At 65.7% G+C, this 18074-nt stretch carries 20 protein-coding genes; 12 read left to right on the top strand and 8 right to left on the bottom strand.

Features of this window, described 5'->3' with window-relative positions:
• Positions 1 to 174: 174 nt before the first annotated feature.
• A complete protein-coding gene (locus A7X65_RS07870) occupies positions 175 to 1161 on the top strand; it encodes a helix-turn-helix domain-containing protein (RefSeq protein ID WP_063683683.1) in 987 nt (328 codons plus the stop codon).
• A gap of 141 nt (positions 1162 to 1302) precedes the next feature.
• On the opposite strand, the gene A7X65_RS07865 is transcribed toward A7X65_RS07870, so the two are convergent.
• The gene (locus A7X65_RS07865) at positions 1303 to 2379 is read right to left on the bottom strand and encodes a methyl-accepting chemotaxis protein (protein WP_063683682.1); all 1077 of its coding nucleotides are present in this window, start codon (positions 2377 to 2379) and stop codon (positions 1303 to 1305) included.
• 270 nt (positions 2380 to 2649) lie between these two features.
• Here A7X65_RS07865 and recJ point away from each other — a divergent pair, with 270 nt between their 5' ends.
• The 3 genes from recJ to A7X65_RS07850 all read left to right on the top strand — a co-directional run bounded on the left by recJ (position 2650) and on the right by A7X65_RS07850 (position 6258).
• Positions 2650 to 4491 (top strand): single-stranded-DNA-specific exonuclease RecJ, encoded by a 1842-nt coding sequence (recJ, locus tag A7X65_RS07860; protein ID WP_063683681.1) that lies wholly within the window; start codon positions 2650 to 2652, stop codon positions 4489 to 4491.
• Positions 4492 to 4556: 65 nt separating this feature from the next.
• Positions 4557 to 5366 carry an SDR family NAD(P)-dependent oxidoreductase gene (locus tag A7X65_RS07855; protein WP_063683680.1) on the top strand — a complete coding sequence of 270 codons (810 nt, stop codon included), beginning with the start codon at positions 4557 to 4559 and terminating at the stop codon, positions 5364 to 5366.
• 94 nt (positions 5367 to 5460) lie between these two features.
• Positions 5461 to 6258 (top strand): aldolase, encoded by a 798-nt coding sequence (locus tag A7X65_RS07850; RefSeq protein ID WP_063684863.1) that lies wholly within the window; start codon positions 5461 to 5463, stop codon positions 6256 to 6258.
• Positions 6259 to 6356: 98 nt separating this feature from the next.
• On the opposite strand, the gene A7X65_RS07845 is transcribed toward A7X65_RS07850, so the two are convergent.
• A complete protein-coding gene (locus tag A7X65_RS07845) occupies positions 6357 to 7586 on the bottom strand; it encodes a lytic murein transglycosylase (protein ID WP_063683679.1) in 1230 nt (409 codons plus the stop codon).
• 124 nt (positions 7587 to 7710) lie between these two features.
• Here A7X65_RS07845 and A7X65_RS07840 point away from each other — a divergent pair, with 124 nt between their 5' ends.
• The 3 genes from A7X65_RS07840 (at position 7711) to A7X65_RS07830 (ending at position 8546) form a co-directional block, all read left to right on the top strand.
• A complete protein-coding gene (locus A7X65_RS07840) occupies positions 7711 to 7965 on the top strand; it encodes a hypothetical protein (protein WP_063683678.1) in 255 nt (84 codons plus the stop codon).
• A gap of 60 nt (positions 7966 to 8025) precedes the next feature.
• The gene (locus A7X65_RS07835; protein WP_063683677.1) at positions 8026 to 8277 is read left to right on the top strand and encodes a hypothetical protein; all 252 of its coding nucleotides are present in this window, start codon (positions 8026 to 8028) and stop codon (positions 8275 to 8277) included.
• Positions 8278 to 8360: 83 nt separating this feature from the next.
• Positions 8361 to 8546 carry a hypothetical protein gene (locus tag A7X65_RS07830; RefSeq protein WP_063683676.1) on the top strand — a complete coding sequence of 62 codons (186 nt, stop codon included), beginning with the start codon at positions 8361 to 8363 and terminating at the stop codon, positions 8544 to 8546.
• Here the strand turns inward: A7X65_RS07830 and A7X65_RS07825 are convergent.
• Positions 8543 to 9073, bottom strand: a complete 531-nt coding sequence (locus tag A7X65_RS07825; RefSeq protein WP_063683675.1) for a MarR family winged helix-turn-helix transcriptional regulator — start codon at positions 9071 to 9073, stop codon at positions 8543 to 8545. The genes A7X65_RS07830 and A7X65_RS07825 overlap by 4 nt on opposite strands.
• A gap of 54 nt (positions 9074 to 9127) precedes the next feature.
• Between A7X65_RS07825 and A7X65_RS07820 the strand changes: the two genes are divergently transcribed.
• Both A7X65_RS07820 and A7X65_RS07815 read left to right on the top strand, forming a co-directional pair.
• The gene (locus A7X65_RS07820; protein ID WP_063683674.1) at positions 9128 to 9607 is read left to right on the top strand and encodes a carboxymuconolactone decarboxylase family protein; all 480 of its coding nucleotides are present in this window, start codon (positions 9128 to 9130) and stop codon (positions 9605 to 9607) included.
• A 20-nt stretch (positions 9608 to 9627) separates the two neighbouring features.
• Positions 9628 to 10131, top strand: a complete 504-nt coding sequence (locus tag A7X65_RS07815) for a cupin domain-containing protein (RefSeq protein ID WP_063684862.1) — start codon at positions 9628 to 9630, stop codon at positions 10129 to 10131.
• Positions 10132 to 10161: 30 nt separating this feature from the next.
• On the opposite strand, the gene A7X65_RS07810 is transcribed toward A7X65_RS07815, so the two are convergent.
• From A7X65_RS07810 to efp, 3 genes are all read right to left on the bottom strand, one after another.
• Positions 10162 to 11139 (bottom strand): DUF808 domain-containing protein, encoded by a 978-nt coding sequence (locus tag A7X65_RS07810; protein ID WP_063684861.1) that lies wholly within the window; start codon positions 11137 to 11139, stop codon positions 10162 to 10164.
• Positions 11140 to 11223: 84 nt separating this feature from the next.
• Positions 11224 to 12846: a peptidoglycan DD-metalloendopeptidase family protein gene (locus tag A7X65_RS07805; RefSeq protein ID WP_063683673.1), complete on the bottom strand. Its 1623-nt coding sequence runs from the start codon at positions 12844 to 12846 to the stop codon at positions 11224 to 11226.
• A gap of 15 nt (positions 12847 to 12861) precedes the next feature.
• Complete coding sequence (efp, locus tag A7X65_RS07800) at positions 12862 to 13428, bottom strand: elongation factor P (protein WP_063683672.1); 567 nt, start codon at positions 13426 to 13428, stop codon at positions 12862 to 12864.
• Positions 13429 to 13590: 162 nt separating this feature from the next.
• Here efp and epmA point away from each other — a divergent pair, with 162 nt between their 5' ends.
• The 3 genes from epmA to A7X65_RS07785 are packed head-to-tail and all read left to right on the top strand — an operon-like array spanning position 13591 to position 16043.
• Positions 13591 to 14643: an EF-P lysine aminoacylase EpmA gene (epmA, locus tag A7X65_RS07795; RefSeq protein ID WP_063683671.1), complete on the top strand. Its 1053-nt coding sequence runs from the start codon at positions 13591 to 13593 to the stop codon at positions 14641 to 14643.
• A gap of 8 nt (positions 14644 to 14651) precedes the next feature.
• Positions 14652 to 15746, top strand: coding sequence for a lysine-2,3-aminomutase-like protein (locus A7X65_RS07790; protein ID WP_063683670.1), 1095 nt, complete (start codon positions 14652 to 14654; stop codon positions 15744 to 15746).
• A gap of 42 nt (positions 15747 to 15788) precedes the next feature.
• Entirely contained in the window at positions 15789 to 16043 is a 255-nt protein-coding gene (locus tag A7X65_RS07785) for a hypothetical protein (RefSeq protein ID WP_063683669.1), read from the top strand.
• A gap of 130 nt (positions 16044 to 16173) precedes the next feature.
• Here the strand turns inward: A7X65_RS07785 and A7X65_RS07780 are convergent, their stop codons facing one another.
• Together A7X65_RS07780 and A7X65_RS07775 are read right to left on the bottom strand one after the other, a co-directional pair.
• Complete coding sequence (locus tag A7X65_RS07780) at positions 16174 to 17259, bottom strand: 3-deoxy-7-phosphoheptulonate synthase (protein ID WP_063683668.1); 1086 nt, start codon at positions 17257 to 17259, stop codon at positions 16174 to 16176.
• Between the two features lie 234 nt (positions 17260 to 17493).
• Entirely contained in the window at positions 17494 to 18072 is a 579-nt protein-coding gene (locus tag A7X65_RS07775) for an HdeD family acid-resistance protein (RefSeq protein WP_063683667.1), read from the bottom strand.
• Positions 18073 to 18074: the final 2 nt, after the last annotated feature.

Below are 18074 nucleotides of genomic sequence, written 5' to 3'. Positions count from 1 at the left end.
TCATGATACGAATTTATCCTATGCACAGTGCTGTGCATTGCAGATGCTTGCGTCAAATTCGTCGCAGATTTGCCTTAAAACGCGAAGCCGGATTGCTGTAACCACCTCGCGTTGTAGTGGTATTTCGCTTTTCCTTGCCGCAGAATTGTCGCGCTTCAGGACCAGAGTGCAGCCATGGGGCAATTCCTTCTGGTTGATTCGAAAAAGCTGGACGGTTTCGAAGGTCTCCACCAGGCTGTTCACGGCTCTCATGTCGACGTGATGCAGCTCGGACGTGGGCGGTTGCGCGGAACGTTGTCGCATATCGGCATCGGGGAATTTTCGCTCAGCATCGGCACCTTCAATGTCGGCATGCGCACGCAGCGTGTCTCGAGCGATGACAAGCTGATCATCGGGATGTTGCTCGCGGCCGAAGATCGCGTTGCCCATTGGTCGTTCGACATGCAGCTCAACGACGTGCTCGTGATCCCGCCGCTGCTCGATCACGACGGCGTTTTCCACGGCGCATCCGCTTATGCCGCGATGCGCTTCGATCTCGCCGAGGTCGAATCCCTTTTTGGCGGCGAGGCGCGGCTGTGCGATCCCGAGACTTGGCGCAGCCGCGGGCATTTTCGGGCGGACATCGAAAGCGGCGCGATCGCTTCGCGCCGGCTGGTCCGGATCATGTCGCATCTGCGCACCCGCGCCGGCAGCCTGACGCCCTCGACGGCGGATTTCTGGAAGCGGTCGATCGTGGAATGCATGGCGGCCAACGTCATGTCGTCGCTGCCGCCCGATGACATCGGCTGGCTGCCTTCCGCACGGCGGATGATCCGCAGGGTCGAGGACTATCTCGACGAGGCGGGCACGCGCCCGGTCCATGTGTCGGAGATCTGCGCGGCGATGAGCGTATCGCGACGGACCTTGCACCGCGCCTTTCAGGAAGTGTTCGGGCTCGGCCCGGTCAGCTTCCTCCGGCACAAGCGCCTCTGCGCGGTTCATTCCATCCTGCGCGAGAGCACACCCGGCTCGACCACCGTGTCCGCCGTCGCCATGCAGCAGGGGTTTTACGAGCTCGGCCGGTTCTCGCAATACTACTTCGCGATGTTCGGAGAGCGTCCGTCGCAGACGCTCGGAATCATGACATCGCCGGTGGGCGGGGCAGATATCGTCAGAGCCTAGCGGCGGCCATGGTCGCAGAATGCCGGCGTTTTGCCCGACGGGTCAAACCGCAGGGGCAGACGGAAAAACACGAACAAAAACAGCCCGACGCTTACTGTGCATGGGGTTGTTTTCGCAACTTTGATCGGGCAGGCGCGGGCCTTACGCGCCGCAGACGATGACGCCGTACCAGCCGAGGCCGCGATAGGTTTCGTAGCCGGGCGTTGCATGGAAGGCGACCATCGTGCCGGAGCGATCCTGATAGAAGCCGGAGCGCTGGCCGTTCAGCGACAACGAGATGCGCTCGCTGAGGATGCCCTGGCCGTCGGAAGCTGCGATGACGCGGAGATTCGAGTCGACCAGCAGCACGCGGGCCTTGTCGTTGTCGCCGACGCGCACGCCCTGCACGATGGCGCGGGCCTGGGGCTCCCAGTCGAAATGGATCGCGAGCACGCCGATCGGCGCGCCATGGGCCTCTCCGCCGGCGCGGACACTGGCGCAATAGGTCGCGACCTGCGCATTGCCGAGCAGGGGCTGGTTCTCGACGTCGCCGGCGACATAGTCGTCGCCGGTGCGCAAGGTGCGCGCCTCGCGAAACCATTTGGTGTGGGCGACGTTCTGGCCGACCACACGAAAACGATCCGCCCGGCCATTGGCGATGACGTTGCCGTCGAGGTCACAGAGCCAGAGGTCGAGATAGACGGTGTAGGCACCGAGGATCACGCCGAGGCGCTGCGAGGCATAGCTCACCGCCGCCTGTGTCGGCGAGGCCGCGCAATCGACGACCGCAGAGTCGGTTGCCCACCAGCGCACGTCGCAGGTGCGTTCATAGAGATTGCGGTCGATCAGCTCGACCGCATTGAGGGAGAGGTCGACCATGCGTTCGCCGCGCGAGCGCTGGCTCATGCGGTCGATCGAGGCGACGAGGTCGCCGGTGCGCTTGGTCAGCTGGGTCTCAAGCTCGCGCGCGATGGTCTCGACCTGCTGGCCGACGCCGCGCACCTCCTGCGCCACCACCGCAAAGCCCGCGCCTTGCGCGCCGGCGCGCGAGCTTTCGATCAGCGCGTTCAGCGCCAGCATCTTCATCTGGTTGGTGATCTGCTGGATCGCCTTGGTCTTGTCGACCGCGATCTGGTTGACCTCCGCGGTGAGGCGATTGATCAGCGCGGAGATGTCGGAATCATCGTCGGCGGGTTCGGAGGCGATTGGCTTGGCTTTCAAACCCAGCGCAGCAGACATCGGGGACTTCCCTTGGCAATGAGGCCTGATCTGCAATGAACCCGGAACAAATGCTTACAGATCGAATACGATTCTTTTTCGAGGATTCCGCCTAACGCCTGCTTAATTTGCTGTTTTGCGGAATGCCCAAATGATAGTCAGTCCGCGCAGCAAAGCGGCAATCCACCGCTTTGTGCGGCGTGGACATTGCAAATCCCGGGGGATTCCCGGCCAATCGTCCCGCTGCCGATCTGCCGCCAGGTCCTGAGTTCCTCGAGCCAATTGCTATTTATGACGCCGCCCGCCACCGCCTTGCCCGTCGAGTCGCCCCAGGCATTCCTGGGGGTCGCGCGCTCGTTCACCGACAAGCTCTGGCGCGACCGGCTGGATGCCCGTGGGGCGGCCCAGGCGCTCGCCATCGTGCAGCGGCACCAACTGCCGGAATTGCTGGCCCGGGTGCTGGCCGGCCGCGGGGTCGATATCGACGCCGTGCCCGACTTTCTCGACCCGACCATCCGCAAGCTCATGCCGGACCCGTTCACGGTGACGGAGATGGAGGCTGCCGCCAAGCGGATCGCCGATGCCGCGGCGAAAGGCGAGAAGGTCGCGATCTTCGGCGACTACGACGTCGACGGCGCGACCTCGTCGGCGCTGTTGGCCTGGCACCTGCGTCATTGCGGGCTGGATCCGCTGATCCACATTCCCGACCGCATCTTTGAGGGTTATGGCCCGAACGTCGAAGCGGTGCGGGGCCTCGCGGCCAAGGGCGCAACGCTGCTCGTGACCGTCGATTGCGGCACCACCAGCATCGAGCCGCTCGCCGAGGCCAAGCGTCTCGGCATGTCCGTGGTCGTGATCGACCACCATCAGGCCGGCACGGACCTGCCGGAGGTTGACGCGCTGGTCAACCCGAACCGGCTGGACGATCTCTCCGGCCTTGGCCATCTCGCCGCCGTCGGCCTCGTGCTGGTGACGCTGGTTGCGGTCAATCGCGAGCTGCGCCAGCGCGGTTTCTGGAATTCCGAGATGCCCGAGCCCGATCTGCTCGGCATGCTGCATCACGTCGCGCTCGGGACGGTCGCCGACGTCGCGCCGTTGATCGGCCTCAATCGCGCCTTCGTCGCCAAAGGCCTGATCGCGATGCGGCGGCGCGACCATGTCGGGCACACCGCGCTGATGGACGTGGCCCGGCTCAACGGCCCGCCGGAGGCCTGGCATCTCGGCTTCATGCTGGGCCCGCGCGTCAATGCCGGCGGGCGCATCGGCCGCGCCGATCTCGGCGTGCGGCTGCTGCTGGAAGGCGACAGCGTCGAGGCGGCGCGGATCGCCGCCGAGCTCGATCGTCTCAACAGCGAGCGCCGCGTCATCGAGCAGGCGGCTGAAGCCCAGGCCGAAGCCGAGGCGCTGGCCTCGATCGGGCTCGAGGACAAGCTCGGCGTCATCGTCACGGCCTCCGAGGGCTGGCATCCGGGCGTTGTTGGCCTCGTTGCCTCGCGCCTGAAGGAGAAGTTTTCGCGGCCAGCCTTCGCCATTGCGCTGGAGCCGGGCGGCATCGGCACCGGCTCGGGCCGCTCGATCGCCGGCGTCGATATCGGCAAGGCGGTACGGCAGGCGGTCACGGACGGCATTCTGCTCAAGGGCGGCGGCCACGCGATGGCCGCGGGTGTGACGCTGCGCAAAGAGAAGCTCGCCGAATTCCGCGCCTATCTCGAGAACGCGCTGGCGCAGGACGTTGCCGAGGCCCGCCATGTCAACGAGCTCTACATCGACGGCGCGGTCACCGCGCGTGCGGTGACGACGGAGCTTGCGGCGACGCTCAATCGTGCCGGTCCCTTCGGCAGCGGCAATCCGGAGCCGGTGCTGGCGCTGCCGGGGCACCAGCTGGTGTTCGCCGACGAGGTCGGCCAGGCGCATCTGCGCTTGCGCTTCAAGTCGGGCGACGGCGCCATCGTCAACGGCATCGCATTCCGTTCGGTCGGCCAGAAGCTCGGCAACGCGCTGCTCGCCAATCGCGGCCAGCAAGTGCATGTCGCCGGCTCGCTCTCGGTGGATCGCTACCAGGGCGCGGAACGGGTGCAGTTTCGCGTCATCGACATCGCGCTGCCGGACCAGGGGCCGTCCGTGATCAGATAAACGCAAGATCCGGCCACATCATGCGTCAAGAATGGATCGCTCAAACAACAAAAAAGGGAGTGAACATGGCAGGTCAGGTTGAGGGCAAGGTCGCGCTGGTGACAGGCGGAGCATCGGGTATCGGCGAGGCGATCGTCGAGCTGTTCGCGCGCGAGGGCGCGACTGTCGTCATCACCGACATCGACGATCTGCGCGGACCTGAACTGGCCAGGCGCGTGACCAAAGCCGGCGGCAAGGCGATTTTCCTGGAGCAGGACGTCACGTCCGAGGAACGCTGGATCGAAATCGTCGCCGATGTCGCAAAGCGCTACGGGCGGCTCGATGTGCTCGTCGCCAATGCCGGCATCGGCATCGCCGTGCCCTCGATCGTCGACATGACGCTCGCCGACTGGCACAAGCAGAACGCGATCAACCTCGACGGCGTGTTTCTCTCGGTCAAGCACTGCCTGCCCTTGATGCGCAAGACCGGCGGCGGCTCGATCGTGATGATGTCCTCGCTCGCCGGCCTGCGCGGCTCGCCGGGCCTTTCGGCCTATTCGCTAACCAAGGGCGGCGTGCGGCTGTTTGCCAAGTCGATCGCGATGGAGTGCGCGATCGCGGCCGACGGTATCCGCGTCAACTCCGTGCATCCCGGCATCATCGACACGCCGATCTGGGGCAAGATCCCGACCGGGGCGACCGGCGCCGGCCAGAACGCGCCGATCGATCCGGAGGAGCGCGCTCGGCTTGTCGCACCGCTTGCCCGCGCCGGGCAGGCTGCGGAGATCGCCTCGGGCGTGCTGTACCTGGCTTCCGATGCCTCGCGCTATGTCACGGGCAGCGAGCTCGTCATCGACGGCGGCATGAACGCCGGCGGCGTGCCGCGGCGCGCCTGAGCGGCGCAGGGCAGGGTGGCGCCCGCAGGGGCTGACGCGCAGGCGCAGCCCTTGTACAACGCGAAGCTCCCGACCGACAAAGGTGTTCTTCGCCATGGCGCACAGCCTTCATTCGTCTTCCTCCTCGCCCGCGCCGTTCCGCTCGAACCGTCCGGATCTCGCGACCGATGCGATCCGCACTGCGCGCGAGGACCTTGCCGCCTGCTTCCGTATGGCCGCGCGCAACGGCTTTGAGGAGGGGATCTGCAATCACTTTTCGGCCGTCGTGCCCGGCCATGACGACCTCTTTCTCGTCAATCCCTACGGCTACGCCTTCCGCGAGATCACCGCGTCGAAGCTGCTGATCTGTGACTTCAACGGCAACGTGCTCGACGGCGAGGGCGTGCCCGAGGCGACCGCGTTCTACATCCACGCCGAGATGCACCGGCTGCTGCCGCGCGCGAAAGTCGCCTTCCACACCCACATGCCCTACGCGACCGCGCTGTCGATGACCGAGGGCGATCCGCTGATCTGGGCCGGCCAGACCGCGCTGAAATTCTACGGCCGTACCGCTGTGGACCGCGACTATAACGGCCTTGCGCTCGACAACCGCGAAGGCGCGCGCATCGCCTCCGCCGTCGGCGATGCCGACATCGTCTTCATGAAGCACCACGGCGTGATGGTGCTGGCGCCGACCATCGCGGAAGCCTGGGACGATCTCTATTACCTCGAACGCGCCGCCGAGGTGCAGGTGCTGGCGATGTCGACCGGCCGAAAGGTGCTGCCGGTCGATCCCGCGATCGCGGCAGAAACCTACAGGCAGATGCGCGACGGCGATTCAGAATCCGCGCGGCTGCACCTCGCCGCAATCCGCAGGCAGCTCGATGCGGAAGAGCCGCAATATCGGCATTGACCTCATTCCGGGGCGCGCGACGCGCGAACCCGAAAATCCAGAGATCGTTTGCGCGAGATTCCGGGTTCTCGCTACGCGAGCCCCGGAATGATCGGCTCCTACGACCCCTGCCGCAGCTTCGCCAGCACCTTCAGCCCGCCGTAGCCGTCCGCCGGCGCGATGCCGGCGCGCTGCTGGAAATCCTTCACGGCCTTCATGGTGTCGTTGCCGACGCGGCCGTCGGTGCCGCCGGTGTCGAATCCGGCCTTGGTCAGGCGCGTCTGCATCTCCTGCACCTCGGCCAGCGTCAGCGCGCGCTCGGAGCCGGGGAAGGGTTGGATGAAGGGCGGCGCGCCGAGGCAGCGATCGCCGAGATGGCAGATTGCCAGCGCATAGTTCATGGAAGGGTTGTAGCTCTTCACCGAATAGAAGTTCGGCCCGAGCAGGAAGGTCGGTCCGCCCGCGACAGGCGTCCACATCTGCGCGGTCGCATTCGGCTGCGGGAACGGTTGGCCGTCGGCGCGACCGACGCCCGCCGCCTGCCAGGCCGCATAGGTCCGGCTGCCGTTCGCCTCGCCTGATGCGCGCACCTCGTAACCCCAGTGCTCGCCCCGACGCCACTTGCCGCGATTGACCAGGTATTTTGCGGTCGAGCCCAGCGCGTCGTCCGGCTTGCCGAACGGCGACACCTTGCCGTCGCCGTCATAGTCGATGCCGACATTGAGCCAGACCTCCGGCATCCATTGCGAATGTCCCATCGCGCCGGCCCACGAGCCTTTCATCTCCTCCGGCGTGCTCCAGCCCTTGTCGACGATGCGCAGCGCATTGATCAGCTCGGTCTCCCAATAGGCCTTGCGGCGCGGCTCGTTCCAGGCGAGCGCGGCGAGCGAGGGAAACACCGGCGTCATGTGGTTCTGCTGCACCAGCGGATCGCCATAGGCGGATTCGACGCCCCACAGCGCCAGCAGCGTGCCGCGCTCGACGCCGAAGTCGCGCTCGATGCGCGCGAGCAGCGCCTCGTTGTTCTTCAGCGCGATCTTGCCGTTGATGATGCGCCAGTCGGAGACGCGGCGGTTGATGTACTGCCAGACCTGCTCGTGGAATTCAGGCTGGTTGCGCATCTGCTTGAACACGCTCATGTCGGGCTCGACCCGGCCCATTGCCCGCTGCCAGGTCGCGGCCGAAATCCCCTTCGCCATCGCGCGTGCGCGAAAGGACTCGCGCCATTCGTCGAAGCCTGCGGGTGCGGCAAGGATGCGTGTCGGCGACGCCATCAAGGCTGCGGCGCCGAGTGCGGATTTCAGCAGGGTGCGGCGGGTGTGACGATGCGAGGAATCAGCGTGTTTCATGGGCCCATTCTAGCGGGAAACAAGGCCCGTGTGAGCCGGTTCCTGGAACTGCCGGATAGGCCGTTCCCTCGGAACAAAGTGTCGCAGTCCTGCATTCCCTCCGCACGACAATGAGGAGGAGAATATGAGGAAGTACCTGTTTGCCGCCGCCATGGTCACCGCCATCGCGGCCCCCGCATTCGCTGATGAAGTCGGCGTTCACGTCGGCCCGGTCGGCGCCGGCGTCACGGTCGGTCAGTCCCCGGACTATCGCGTCCGCGAGCGTGACCGCACCACTGTCATCAAGGAGCGGGAGCCGGCGAACCGCACCACCGTGATCAAGAAGGAAGATGAATTCGGCAATCGCAGCAAGACCGTGATTCATCACGACAACGACTGACGGATCAGGCCCCGGCCATGAGTGCCGGGGCCTTTCCGTTCATCGAGAAATCGGGGTGGAATGAAGATACGCGCGCATGCGGAGAGCCATGTCGTCGAGCTCGACGACGGATCGCAATGGCAGATCTTTCCCGGCGATCTCGCGGCCACGCTGGGCTGGAAGCCCGAAACCGATCTGCACCTGGAGCCGAGCGGCGACCGGGTGAGTTCGCATGTGCTGGTGAACGCTGCGGACCAGAGCCGGGTCCGGGTGATCGCAGCCGGTGAGAACTGGTCGGACCGCGAGGTTAAGAAATCATTGATGGGCGGGTAGGTGCCCTCCCGCCCGGCACGATATCCACGATCTTAAGCCTGCCGTTTTACGGTCGGTTCGTTCTTGTCTCGCAAGATGCGGGCATGCGGGAGCTGTTCGACATCATCCGTGCCAACCCCTGGCCCTTCGGCGCAGGACTATTTGTCGTGATCCTGATGATCCTTGCCGAGAACTTTGGCCGCGGCATTCACAGTGGTGGCGATACCGGCGGCGACTTCTCGGATGCCGCCGGGTGTGACGGCGGCGGGGACGGAGGCGGCGGCGACTAGGCCTGGTCGTCCTGCAATTCGGTTGCGATGTTGGCGAGCCAGCGGCGAATGCTCGCCTCGGCCCTGGCATCGAGCCCCTCGGCGAGGCGCTTCTCCAACGCGATCACGCGCTCGCGGCAAGCCTTCAGCAGCGTCGTCCCACGCGCCGTCAGCGTCCATTGCTGGATGCGGCCGTGGACCGGATGAGGCGTCATCACGATCGCGCCGTCGCGCTCGAGATTGCGGATGATGACGCCGACGGTCTGCGGCGTCAGGAAGGTGAGGCGGGCGACGTCGGCCCCGGATAGGCCCGGATAGGCCTTGAGCATCGTCAAGACCGCGAATTGCGGCGACGTCACGCCGAGATCGGCGAGCGTCCGCTCCATGGTCAGGCGCACCGCGGCATGGGCCTGGCGCAGCAGATAGCCGAGATAGCCGTCCTCGCCGCGCTTGCCCTCGCCGGGCGCGGGCACGCGCACGGCGCCGTCGTCGGTGGAGGCCTTCCGCGGGGCCTTCGATCTTGTGATGTCGGCGGTCTTGCGCGTCATGTAAGAGCTCTTATACAATGTAAGCACTCTTACAATAACACGAGGTGCACGGCAATGTCACACGCCCGCAGCGAATACGAGGATTTCAAGAGGATCGCGCCGGACGCGTACGATCTGGTGCTGGCGCTGGGCCAGGTGGCGGCCAAGGCCGGCCTCGACAAGCAGTTGCTCGAGCTGGTCAAGCTGCGCGCCTCGCAGATCAACGGCTGCGCCTTCTGCGTGCAGCATCATGTCCTGCTGTCGGAGCGCATCGGCGTGCCGGCCGACAAGCTCCATCTGGTCGCGGTTTGGCGCGAGGCGCCGATCTTTTCCGCGCGCGAGCGGGCGGCCCTGGCCTGGGCCGAGGCGCTGACCTGTCTGCCCGATGGCGTCAGCGAGGAAATCTACGCGGAAGCCTCTGGCGAGTTCTCCGAGACGGAGCTGACCTATCTGACCTCGGCGGTCGCCTCGATCAACGTCTGGAACCGGTTTGGCGCGGCGTTCCGCTGGACGCCCGCGAAGCGGCCGGTCGCAGCGGCCGCCGCCGCATCCTGATGCAGACAAGGGAGATCACGATGACAGCCATGAGCTTTTCCGCCGCCCAACGTCCCATGCCGTCGCGTTCGATGGCTCTCGCGGCCATTGCAGGGCTCGCCTGCGCGTTCGCGATCGGCAAGGCGCTGCCGCTGACGATCGATACCGTCGCCGGTGCGCTGGCGCCGCTCTGCGCCACCGCGCCCGAGAGCTCGCCGCTCGACAGGGTCGAGCCGATCGGCTCCTACGCCTTGCCGAACGTGCCGGGCAAGCGCGTCACCATCGTCCGTGTCTTCTACGGCCCGGGCGGGTTCTCGCGGCCGCATCGCCATGCCGGCTCGGTGACCGCCTACATCACCAAGGGCGAGATCCGCTCCCAGCTTGGTGGCGGACCGGTCGAGACATTCGGCGTCGGCCAGTCCTTCTTCGAGCCGCCGGGCTCGACGCATCTCGTCTCGGCCAATGCCAGCATGACGGAGCCAGCAGAATTGATCGCAGTGTTCGTGGCTGACGAGGGCGCGCAACTGACGACGTTGCTGGAGTAGTCGGGGGACGGCTCGCCGGTTTCGGGACGATCAGGATCGCCTCAACCGCTTCCATACCGGTGAGAGAGCGTATTCGACGACCGGAATCGCAAGCGCGCCGACAAGCAGGCCAACCACGCCCGAGATGGCTGCCCCGACCGACCATGCCATGACGCCGGCGATGGATGGAAGGAGGTGCGCGGCAGCCTCGGTTGCGGCATGGACCGTGTGGCCGATCGCGGGCGGGCCATATTTTTCGATGCCATGCAGGATGATGCCGCCGCCGACCCAGATCATGGCGGCGGTGCCGACGGTGCTCAGCACCGTCAGGAAGCCGGGCATGCCGCGGACGAGGCCGCGTCCAAGCCCGCGGATCGCACCGCCGACGACCGAGGCGCCGTCATAGCGCGCAAGGGCGAGGCCGGCATCGTCGGCCTTCACGATCAGCGCGACCAGGCCATACACCCCGGCCGTGATGCAGAAACCGACCACCGCCAAGACCAGCGCCTGCGTCCAGATGCTGCCTGCCGGGAGCGCCGCCAGAGTGATCGCCATGATCTCCGCGGACAGGATGAAATCCGTCTTGATGGCGCTCGCGACCTTCTCGTCCTCGACCGACTGCGCGTTCAACGCAATCGGCTGAAGCTGGGCTTCGTGCTCGTGCGCATGATGCGGCATCACCGCCTCGAGCACTTTCTCGGCACCCTCGTAGCAGAGGAACGCTCCGCCCAGCATCAGCAGCGGCGTGACCGCAGACGGCAGGAAATAGCCGAGCAGCAGCGCAGCGGGGAGCAGGATGAGCAATTTATTGCGGAGCGATCCGACCGCTATCTTGCCGACGATCGGCAGTTCGCGCTTCGCGGCAAAGCCGATGACATAGTTCGGCGTGACGGCAGCATCGTCGATGACTACGCCCGCGGCCTTTACGCCTGCCTTGGCAGCCTGGCTCGCGACATCGTCGAGCGAGGCGGCTGCCACTTTTGCAATCGCCGCGATCTCGTCGAGAAGACCGATCAGTCCGACACTCATCAACACCAACCCTTTTTCGTGCGGGCCGGCGGTCGCGCGCGACAACCCGCTCGTGCACCGCCCGGATTTGGAACGAGCAAGCCGTCAATTCTCGTCGCTGCTGGATCCCTCGCGCAGGTCCGGCTTGAGCACGTCCTCCGGCAGCGCGTGAGCCACCGGCTGGGACGTGACGGCGATCTCCGGGCCAATCTCGCGGCCGCGGCCGCGGATCAGGCGCTCATAGGCCGACACGAGCGTGACGTAGGGACTGACCCAGATCCAGCCGTCGCGGGTGAACACCTGGGCGTCGAAATGCAGGTGCAGCGAGGTGCCGGCGGGATGGTCGAGATAGTTCGAGACCACGCCGATCTTCTCGCCCTCGGCGACGATGCGGCCGTTGAGCAGGCCGTCGGCATTCATAGCCTGCGGATTCATGTGCATGTAGCGGAAGCGGATGTGCTCGGTCCGGCTGTTGATCTCGAGCGTCGCGGCCTGGTCCTTGGAGGCGCGGATCACCACGGCGTCGCGTACGGCGACGACCGCGCGCTGCTTGGGATCGCAGGGTTCGCGGCCCTCGCCGGGCGGAGGGCACTCGGCCGCGCGGATGTCCTCGCCCTGATGACCGTAACCGCCGGCGCATTGCCAGACTTCGAAGCTGCGGGACTCGCAGAAATTGTCACGCCAGGGATAGGAGGTCACGCCCTCGTTTCTGTCGCGCTTGGCGTAGGATTGCGAGCGCACGAAAGCGGGGGCCTTGTCGAGCGGAAAGCGGATCTGCGCATAGGCCATCACGTCGGGATGGCCGCTCTTGTTGCGATAGCCGGTGTTGGGGATGATGTCGCCGCTCGGACGATAGCTGAAATCGGGGGAGCGCGCCGCGGGACGGTCGAGAACGCCGGAGGCAATGTCCGTCAGCGGCCGGATGCGCTGGCCACCGGCAACGCGCAGCGCTTTGAGGAAGCGCTCGGCCACCGGATAGGCTTCCTTGCAGGCGAGCCGCCGCGGTTTTGCGACGCTGTCGAGGCACTGCACCGACACCACATAGGCGACGCCAAAGCGCGCGAAGGCGTAGCGGACGTAACCTTCGCGGATGAACTTGCGTAGGTCCGGATAGGTCGTGGCGAGCGGCTTGACCGGCTCGCCCTTGCCGCCGTTGGGGTCAGCGATGTCGTAGAGCAGCGCCGAGCCCGTGATCTGCACCTCGACCGGCCGCGCATAGACCCGGCTCGGCATGCCGTCGCCGGCGCCGGGCTCGAGCGAAAAGGTCGCGCTGTATCCGGCGGGACCGGCATCGAACATGTCGACGGGATTGAAATCAGCCTGGTAGCGCGACAGCGACAGGCTTGCTGGTGCGCCGCTGCGCCGGGCCTCGAGATAGGCCCCCGCATCGAACGGCAGCAGCACCGGCACGGAGCTGCGGGCAATGCCGGTGAAGAATTGCGAGGAGATCCCGTTGAGCTGCACCAGCGCCGGCGTTGCGCGCGGATCGTAGCGGGGCACCGAGCGGCGGGGCACGAAGGTGAAGTCGCCCGCGATCTGGGGGCGGCTGTTGATCTCGGCACGGAGCTGGTCGAGTGCTGCGCGCCAATCGACGCGCAGGGCCGTGAGTGAGGGGCTGCGGAACTCGTCCGCGGCGAGCGGAGCGGCATAGAGGAGCGAGAGCGACGCCAGAAGCAGCGAGACGAAGCGGAAACTCTTCCCAACCACTGTCTCGCCCCCTGGCGGCACCTGCTTTGATCCCTCTTAGTCCTTGGCGCGCTCGGAGTAGGAGCCGTCTTCGGTCATCACCACGATGCGGGTGCCGACCGAGATGTGCGGCGGCACGGCGGTGCGGATGCCGTTGGACAGCACCGCGGGCTTGTAGGAGGACGAAGCGGTCTGGCCCTTGGTCACCGGCTCGGTCTCGACCACTTCCAGCGTCACGCGCTGCGGCAGCGCGAGCGAGACCACGTTGACGTCGTGGGTCGACAGCTTGACGATCATCTCCGGCTGAAGATACGCGGCCGCGTCGCCGACGACGTCCTTGGGCACCTGGACCTGGTCGTAGGTCTCGGGGTTCATGAAGTGGAAGCCGTCGCCATCTTCATACAGGAAGGTGTAGTTGCGCTCTTCGATCGTGGCCTTTTCGACCTGGTCGGTGGTCTTGTAGCGTTCGGAGATCTTTACCCCGTCCGAGATTCGGCGCATTTCGATCTGGCTGACCGGGGTGCCCTTGCCGGGATGGATGTTCTCGGCGCTCACGACGACATAGAGCTTGCCGTCTTGCTCGATCACGTTGCCCTTGCGAATAGAACTGGCGATGACTCTCAAAGCTGTATTTCCTGCTTGCTTGGCCCGGCTGCGGCCAGGACGTGGTCAAATTGATGGGGGACTTGGGGCCTCAAATCAGACCTCGGCGCCCGTTTCGGGCCGCAACATACTGATTTTGCCGCTGGATGCCAGCTTTTTGCTGGCCTGCGGGGCGGTCGGTTAATGGCTGGGGACAAGCCGATCTCGCCATTCTGGTCGCCTGGCAGGCATGTCGACCGGCGGCCATTCCTCAGGGCGCGGGGGGCCATTACCGGGTCTCTCAGGGGCTATTTCGCCGAACAGGGGTTTGTCGAGGTCGAAACCTCCGTGCTCCAGGTCTCCCCGGGCAATGAGACCCATCTGCACGCCCCCCGGACCGAGATCATGCGGCCGGATGGCAGCCGGGCCAGCCGATACCTGCGGACATCCCCGGAATTCGCCTGCAAGAAGCTGCTGGCGGCGGGGGAGGAGCGGATTTTCGAGTTTGCACGGGTGTTCCGCGACCGCGAGCGTGGCGACCTGCATCTGCCCGAATTCACCATGCTGGAGTGGTACCGGGCCCGCGCCCCCTATGACGCCATCATGGCCGATACCGTCCATGTCATCGCCCGGTCGGCGCAAACGACCGGGATCGGGACTTTCTCGTTCCGGGGGCGGACCGCCGATCCCTTCGCTGAGCCCGAGCTTCTGACCGTGGCCGGCGCCTTCGACCGCTTCGCCGGCATCGACCTGCTGTCGACAATCTCGGGCGGCGAGGGTAACCGTGCCTCGCTGGCCCAGGCGGCCGGCGGCAAGGTCCGTGTGGCCGGGGACGACACCTGGTCGGATATCTTCAGCAAGGTCCTGGTCGAGCATGTCGAGCCGCAGCTGGGGCAGGGACGTTTGACCATCCTGCTCGAATACCCATCTCCAGAGGCGGCCCTGGCGCGGGTGAAGTCTGGCGATCCCAGGGTCGCCGAGCGGTTCGAGGTCTATGCCTGCGGCGTCGAGCTCGCCAACGGCTTTGGCGAACTGACCGATGCCGAGGAGCAGCGCAAGCGCTTCACGGAATCGATGGCCGAGAAGCAGCGCCGTTATGGCGAGGCCTACCCGCTGGACGAGGATTTTCTGGCTGCCGTCGCCGCCATGCCGGAAGCGAGCGGCGTCGCGCTCGGCTTCGACCGGCTGGTGATGCTGGCGAGCGGCGCAACACGGATTGATCAGGTGGTGTGGACACCGCCTGCAGATGAAACGTGAAGTGAGACATGACGAAGACCAACCTTGCACGCACCTTGCGCGAGCCGGCCGAACTGGTGGCCGAGGGCCTTGCGCCGGCCGCGGCACTGCCGGCGCTGGAGCGCGTCGCCGCGCGCTACGCGGTCGCCATCACGCCGGCGCTGGTCGAGCTGATCGACACCTCGGATGCCGAGGATCCCATCGCGCGGCAATTCGTTCCGACCGCGGCCGAACTGGAGATGCAGCCGGGTGAGAGCGCCGACCCGATCGGCGATCACCCGCATTCGCCGGTTCCGGGGATCGTGCATCGCTATCCAGATCGCGTGCTGTTCAAACTGGTTCATGTCTGCGCCGTCTATTGCCGCTTCTGCTTCCGCCGCGAGATGGTCGGTCCCGGCAAGGAGAACGCGCTTTCCGACAGCGCCTATCGCGCCGCGATCGACTACATCCGCTCCCACAGCGAGATCTGGGAGGTGATTCTGACCGGCGGCGATCCGCTGATGCTGTCGCCGCGCCGCATGAGCGAGATCATGGCCGATCTCGCCGCGATCGATCACGTCAAGATCATCCGCCTCCACACCCGCGTGCCCGTGGCCGATCCCGCGCGCGTCAGCGAGGAGATGGTCGCCGCGCTGAAGGTTCCGGCCGCGACCACCTGGGTTGCGCTGCACGCCAATCATGCGCGCGAGCTCACGGCCGACGCCCGCGCCGCCTGTGCGCGGCTCGTCGATGCCGGAATTCCCATGGTCAGCCAGTCCGTGCTGTTGCGCGGCGTCAACGACAACGTCGCCGCCTTGTCGGATTTGATGCGAGCTTTCGTCGAATGCCGGATCAAGCCTTACTATCTGCATCACGGCGATCTCGCGCCGGGCACCGTGCATTTGCGAACGACGCTGGCCGAGGGGCAGGCTTTGATGCGGCAGTTGCGCGGACGAAACTCAGGACTGTGTCAGCCTGACTATGTCATCGATATTCCCGGCGGCGCCGGCAAATCCCCGGTCGGACCGAATTACGTGTTGGCGGCACAAAATACCGCACCCGACGCGGATGATGCGGCGGCCGAAACGCGCTATCGTATCGTCGACTATTGCGGCGAAGTTCATCTCTATCCGCCCGAGACCTGAGCGGGGATGGTGGGAGCGCCTGTCGAGAATGGAGGAACGGAAATGACGAAGATCATGCTGGCAGCATCGCTCGTGGTCTTGCTTGGCAGCGCGGCCGTTGCGCAGACCGGCGGCTCCAAGGGATCGACCTCGAGCGGTGCATCTTCCGGATCGGTGTTGCCGGCCCCCGTCGGACATCGTCAGCCGCGCGCGAGCGATGTGCCCAGCGAGAAGAACCTGAGCGATCCGAACACGCCCGCGAACAAGGAAGACGCTCTGCTCGACAAGAAGATCAAGAGCATCTGCCGCGGCTGCTGATCGGAGCAGGACCCGGAAGTAGGTTTTCCCTCGCGACAAACGCGGAACGCGTTTGCGCTGAGATCATGCGCAGAAAAGCAACGGCGGGCAGGGCGCGAACAGCATCGCCCCGCCCGCCCTTTGCACGGCCTCAGGCCGACCGCTCGTGCAGTCCCGCCCGCTGGGCGTTGCGACGGATTTCGACCGCGTCAGCGAGCTGCTCGAGCACGGTTGCCGTGCTCGCCCAGTCGATGCAGCCATCCGTGATGCTCTGGCCGTAGGTGAGGGGCTTGCCCGGCACCACGTCCTGGCGGCCGGCGACGAGATTGCTCTCGATCATCACGCCCATGATGCGGTTTTCGCCGCCCGCGATCTGGCCGGCGATGTCGGCCATCACGATGGGCTGGTTTTCCGGCTTCTTGCTCGAATTGGCGTGGCTCGCATCGACCATCACCAGCGGAGCGACGCCGGATTTCGCCAGATCGTTGCAGGCCGCGGCAACGCTTGCGGCATCGTAGTTCGGCTTGCTGCCGCCGCGCAGGATGATGTGGCAGTCCTCGTTGCCCGCGGTCGAGGCGATCGCCGAGCGGCCGAGTTTTGTGACGGCCATGAAGTGATGCGGATGCGAGGCCGATTTCACCGCATCTGCAGCAATGCGAACATTGCCGTCGGTGCCGTTCTTGAAGCCGACCGGGCAGGACAGGCCGGAGGCCAGCTCGCGGTGGATTTGGCTCTCGGTCGTGCGCGCGCCGATCGCGGCCCAGGACACGAGATCCGCGATGTATTGCGGCGTCGTCATGTCGAGGAATTCGGTGCCCGCAGGCAGGCCGAGATTGTTCACGGCCGACAGCACGTTGCGCGCCAGCCGCAGGCCCTTGTTGATGTCGAAGCTGCCGTCCAGATCAGGATCGTTGATCAAGCCCTTCCAGCCGACAGTGGTGCGCGGCTTCTCGAAATAGACCCGCATCACGATCTCGAGCTGGTCGGCAAGGTCCTCGCGCAAGGCTGCAAGCCGCTCGGCATATTCGAGCGCGGCCTTGGGGTCATGCACCGAGCAGGGGCCGACCACGACCAGCAGGCGGTCGTCCTGGCCGTTGAGGATGGCATGGATGGCGTTGCGCGCCGCCATGACCACACGGGTCGCGGTGAGTGTGCGCGGGACTTCCCGCATCACCTCATCGGGCGTGCTCAGCTCTTTCAGTTCGCGGATACGAAGATCGTCAGTCGTGCTCAGCACGGCGGGCTCCTGTTTGTTTCAGAACCTGCCGGCCAATAAAAAAGCCGCCAGGTCTGGCGGCTGTTCGGACGTTTGCTTCAATATTCAGATTGAGCGCGATCCTCCTGCCGCCAGCGAGCTGTCGTAGCTAAAGTACCAAAAATAGCTGGTGGCGACGGTGATCATGGTTGGCCATATAGCGTGCCATGGGCGGGTTGTCACCCCCCCAATCGGCCCTTTGGGTGACGAGCCCCCTCAGGTGTTGCTATTGCGCGCCGCCAGCGCCACGCCGATCAGGGTGGCGCCGCCGAACAGCAGGTTGATACCGACGAGGACGCCGACCGCCCATTCCGCCGAGCTCGGCAGCCCCGTGATCACCATGAAGGAGATCGCGATGTCGACGAGGCCCGAGATCAGGAGCCACGACCAGCGGCCGCTGGGCTCGCGGCGATGCTCCAGGGCGTACATGATGGTGGCGACGCCCTCGGCGAGGAAATAGGCGCCGAGCACGATGGTCAGCGTCAGCACGGCCTGCATCGGTCGCGCCAGCAGCAGCATGCCGGCAAGCACCGCGAGCGCAGCCGAGATCAGCGACCACCAGAAGCCCGGCGTGGCGCGCGCCCAATAGGTCACGACCAAACCGCCGATGCCGCTGATCAGGAACATCCAGCCGAGGAAGATCGCGGTGGCAAGGCTTGCGAGCGGCGGCACGATCAGCGCGGCTATGCCGAGCACGGCGAGCAGAATGCCTTCGAACAGGAAGGCCTTCCAATGCGACTTCACCGCCTCGCTCATGGCGGATTGCAGCTTTGAAAAATCCTCGGGCGAAGTCATGG

Origin of the sequence: Bradyrhizobium stylosanthis (assembly GCF_001641335.1) — a bacterium.
Lineage (GTDB): Bacteria > Pseudomonadota > Alphaproteobacteria > Rhizobiales > Xanthobacteraceae > Bradyrhizobium > Bradyrhizobium stylosanthis.
This window is presented reverse-complemented; position numbering and strand designations above follow the sequence as displayed.

Excerpts from the sequence above, each read along its gene's own strand:
- A7X65_RS07785 (WP_063683669.1), top strand. The coding sequence starts at position 15,789 with ATGACGAAGATCATGCTGGCAGCATCGCTCGTGGTCTTGCTTGGCAGC.
- A7X65_RS07840 (WP_063683678.1), top strand. The coding sequence starts at position 7,711 with ATGAGGAAGTACCTGTTTGCCGCCGCCATGGTCACCGCCATCGCGGCC.
- A7X65_RS07830 (WP_063683676.1), top strand. The coding sequence starts at position 8,361 with ATGCGGGAGCTGTTCGACATCATCCGTGCCAACCCCTGGCCCTTCGGC.
- A7X65_RS07850 (WP_063684863.1), top strand. The coding sequence starts at position 5,461 with ATGGCGCACAGCCTTCATTCGTCTTCCTCCTCGCCCGCGCCGTTCCGC.
- A7X65_RS07855 (WP_063683680.1), top strand. The coding sequence starts at position 4,557 with ATGGCAGGTCAGGTTGAGGGCAAGGTCGCGCTGGTGACAGGCGGAGCA.
- A7X65_RS07845 (WP_063683679.1), bottom strand. The coding sequence starts at position 7,586 with ATGAAACACGCTGATTCCTCGCATCGTCACACCCGCCGCACCCTGCTG.
- A7X65_RS07825 (WP_063683675.1), bottom strand. The coding sequence starts at position 9,073 with ATGACGCGCAAGACCGCCGACATCACAAGATCGAAGGCCCCGCGGAAG.
- epmA (WP_063683671.1), top strand. The coding sequence starts at position 13,591 with ATGGCTGGGGACAAGCCGATCTCGCCATTCTGGTCGCCTGGCAGGCAT.
- A7X65_RS07865 (WP_063683682.1), bottom strand. The coding sequence starts at position 2,379 with ATGTCTGCTGCGCTGGGTTTGAAAGCCAAGCCAATCGCCTCCGAACCC.
- A7X65_RS07775 (WP_063683667.1), bottom strand. The coding sequence starts at position 18,072 with ATGACTTCGCCCGAGGATTTTTCAAAGCTGCAATCCGCCATGAGCGAG.
- A7X65_RS07790 (WP_063683670.1), top strand. The coding sequence starts at position 14,652 with ATGACGAAGACCAACCTTGCACGCACCTTGCGCGAGCCGGCCGAACTG.
- A7X65_RS07810 (WP_063684861.1), bottom strand. The coding sequence starts at position 11,139 with ATGAGTGTCGGACTGATCGGTCTTCTCGACGAGATCGCGGCGATTGCA.
- recJ (WP_063683681.1), top strand. The coding sequence starts at position 2,650 with ATGACGCCGCCCGCCACCGCCTTGCCCGTCGAGTCGCCCCAGGCATTC.
- A7X65_RS07835 (WP_063683677.1), top strand. The coding sequence starts at position 8,026 with ATGAAGATACGCGCGCATGCGGAGAGCCATGTCGTCGAGCTCGACGAC.
- A7X65_RS07870 (WP_063683683.1), top strand. The coding sequence starts at position 175 with ATGGGGCAATTCCTTCTGGTTGATTCGAAAAAGCTGGACGGTTTCGAA.
- A7X65_RS07820 (WP_063683674.1), top strand. The coding sequence starts at position 9,128 with ATGTCACACGCCCGCAGCGAATACGAGGATTTCAAGAGGATCGCGCCG.
- A7X65_RS07815 (WP_063684862.1), top strand. The coding sequence starts at position 9,628 with ATGACAGCCATGAGCTTTTCCGCCGCCCAACGTCCCATGCCGTCGCGT.